Source organism: Microvirga flavescens (assembly GCF_003290125.1).
GTDB lineage: Bacteria > Pseudomonadota > Alphaproteobacteria > Rhizobiales > Beijerinckiaceae > Microvirga > Microvirga flavescens.
The window spans coordinates 2,501-5,864 of record NZ_QMKH01000017.1 but is presented as its reverse complement, the minus strand read 5'-3'; the positions used below and the strand labels follow the sequence as shown (position 1 = coordinate 5,864).

At 55.1% G+C, this 3,364-nt stretch carries 1 tRNA gene and 2 rRNA genes (1 of these 3 only partly in view); all 3 read right to left on the bottom strand.

Annotated elements, in window-relative coordinates:
* Positions 1 to 302 precede the first annotated feature (302 nt).
* Positions 303 to 379, bottom strand: a tRNA-Met gene (locus DQW91_RS16375).
* Between the two features lie 106 nt (positions 380 to 485).
* A 5S ribosomal RNA gene (gene rrf, locus DQW91_RS16370) occupies positions 486 to 600 on the bottom strand.
* Between the two features lie 66 nt (positions 601 to 666).
* Positions 667 to 3,364, bottom strand: a 23S ribosomal RNA gene (locus DQW91_RS16365) (it continues 107 nt past the right edge of the window).

The following is a 3,364-nucleotide window of genomic DNA, read 5'->3' as shown; positions in this document are numbered from 1 at the left end:
ACGCCCTCATTTGCAGGGCCACCGAAGCTGCTTTTTAGCGTGTCAAATCAGGTCCTGTCTTGCGCTCGTAGGTAAGAGGTTGGGATCTGCATTCTGCGTGTCTGGAGACTGCGATGGCTGTCTGCTGGTGATGCCGCGGAACACCATCATGCCCCTTCGCGCGCAGGGCTCCTGACGTCTTATGCCCACCTTGCTTTCCGCTCCCCGCGTGCCTGCGGTGGTGTCTTCTGTGCGGCGCCGGTTTTGTCGGCTTATGGCAACAAAAAAGCGCCTCTGCATTTGCGGAGGCGCTTTTGAGAGATTGGTTGCGGGGGCTGGATTTGAACCAACGACCTTCAGGTTATGAGCCTGACGAGCTACCGGGCTGCTCCACCCCGCGTCAATTTTTTGGTGTTTGAAGGATTGGGTCTTCAAACACGAACGCGGCGCTTTTGGGCGCCGCGTGATCGTTTGTTTGAAAGTGTAAGAGGAATTGTCCTTGGCAGGCCCGGCAACGACCTACTCTCCCGGGTCTTGAGACACAGTACCATCAGCGCTGAGGAGTTTAACGGCCGAGTTCGAGATGGGATCGGGTTTGGGCTCCTCGCTCAAGTCACCGGACCGGCGAAGGACAATGGCAAGATTTCAGTCTTTCCAGATGTAATGGTCCGGGCACGGACCATGAGAGGGATCAAGCCTATCGAGCAATTAGTACCAGTAAGCTGAATGCATTGCTGCACTTACACACCTGGCCTATCAACGTGGTCGTCTTCCACGGCTCTCAAGGGAGTACTCGTTTTGAGGTGGGTTTCCCGCTTAGATGCCTTCAGCGGTTATCCCGTCCGTACATAGCTACGCTGCACTGCGGCTGGCGCCACAACAGCTCCACCAGAGGTACGTCCATCCCGGTCCTCTCGTACTAGGGACAGATCCTCTCAATACTCCTACACCCACGGCAGATAGGGACCGAACTGTCTCACGACGTTCTGAACCCAGCTCACGTACCACTTTAATCGGCGAACAGCCGAACCCTTGGGACCTTCTCCAGCCCCAGGATGTGATGAGCCGACATCGAGGTGCCAAACCTCCCCGTCGATATGGACTCTTGGGGGAGATCAGCCTGTTATCCCCGGCGTACCTTTTATCCGTTGAGCGATGGCCCACCCACGCGGGACCACCGGATCACTATAGCCGACTTTCGTCTCTGCTCGACTTGTCAGTCTCGCAGTCAGGCGGGCTTATGCTATTGCACTCGACGACCGATTTCCGACCGGTCTGAGCCCACCATCGCGCGCCTCCGTTACTCTTTGGGAGGCGACCGCCCCAGTCAAACTGCCTACCATGCGCTGTCCCGGACCCGGATAACGGATCGCGGTTAGACATCCATGTCTACAAGGGTGGTATTTCAAGGATGGCTCCACCCGAGCTGGCGCCCGGGCTTCAAAGCCTACCACCTATCCTACACATGCCGACACGAATGCCAGCGCAAAGCTACAGTAAAGGTGCACGGGGTCTTTCCGTCTGACCGCAGGAACCCCGCATCTTCACGGGGAATTCAATTTCACTGAGTCTATGTTGGAGACAGCGGGGAAGTCGTTACGCCATTCGTGCAGGTCGGAACTTACCCGACAAGGAATTTCGCTACCTTAGGACCGTTATAGTTACGGCCGCCGTTTACCGGGGCTTCGATTCAAAGCTTGCACCTCTCCTCTTAACCTTCCGGCACCGGGCAGGCGTCAGACCCTATACGTCGTCTTGCGACTTCGCAGAGTCCTGTGTTTTAGGTAAACAGTCGCCACCCCCTAGTCTGTGCCCCTCCCACCTGGTTGCCCAAGCAGAAGGCCTCCTTATCCCGAAGTTACGGAGGTAAATTGCCGAGTTCCTTCAACATAGTTCTCTCAAGCGCCTTGGTATACTCTACCAGTCCACCTGTGTCGGTTTCGGGTACGGTCTGATGTGGAGGCTATTTCCTGGGACCCGGAAGCTGCCCGACCAATCCGATAAGGTCGAACAACGATAAGGATCCGTCACCATCCACTGGCGCACGAATATTTGCGTGCTTCCCATCGACTACGCCTTTCGGCCTCGCCTTAGGGGCCGGCTAACCCTGCGGAGATTAACTTTACGCAGGAACCCTTGGACTTTCGGCGACAGTGTCTTTCACACTGTTTGTCGTTACTCATGTCAGCATTCGCACTTCTGATATCTCCAGGAGCCCTCACGGGTCTCCCTTCGCAGACTTACAGAACGCTCCGCTACCGCGCATGCAAAGCATGCACCCTAAGCTTCGGCTCGTGGCTTGAGCCCCGTTACATTTTCGGCGCAGGAACCCTTATTTAGACCAGTGAGCTGTTACGCTTTCTTTAAAGGATGGCTGCTTCTAAGCCAACCTCCTGGTTGTTTTGGGATTCCCACATCCTTTCCCACTTAGCCACGAATTGGGGGCCTTAGCTGTAGGTCAGGGTTGTTTCCCTCTCCACGACGGACGTTAGCACCCGCCGTGTGTCTCCCGCGCATTACTCCCAGGTATTCGGAGTTTGGTTAGGTTTGGTACCGCTGTGGGCGGCCCTAGCCCATCCAGTGCTCTACCCCCTGGGGTATTCACGCGAGGCGCTACCTAAATAGCTTTCGCGGAGAACCAGCTATTTCCGAGTTTGATTGGCCTTTCACCCCTAACCACAAGTCATCCGAGTCTTTTTCAACAGACACCGGTTCGGTCCTCCAGTGCATGTTACTGCACCTTCAACCTGCTCATGGCTAGATCACCCGGTTTCGGGTCTAAAGCAACGAACTGAACGCCCTATTCAGACTCGCTTTCGCTGCGCCTACACCTACCGGCTTAAGCTTGCTCGTTACTTTAAGTCGCTGACCCATTATACAAAAGGTACGCGGTCACTCAGGACGAACCTTGAGCTTCCACTGTTTGTAAGCATCCGGTTTCAGGAACTGTTTCACTCCCCTCGTCGGGGTGCTTTTCACCTTTCCCTCACGGTACTAGTACACTATCGGTCGCTGAGGAGTACTTAGGCTTGGAGGGTGGTCCCCCCATGTTCAGACAGGATTTCACGTGTCCCGCCCTACTCAAATCCTGCGATCACTCTGACTCGTACGGGGCTATCACCCGATCTCGCCCACCTTTCCATGTGGTTCCGATAAAGATCTCGCAGGCATTGGCCTGGTCCGCGTTCGCTCGCCACTACTAACGGAGTCTCGTTGATGTCCTTTCCTCCGGGTACTTAGATGTTTCAGTTCCCCGGGTTCGCTTTAAACCCCTATGTATTCAGAGTTTAATACCTTCATCTGACCCCTTGTAGTCCAACATCACCGTTTCCGATGACGCTAGAATACAAGAGGTCGAAGGTGGGTTTCCCCATTCGGAAATCCT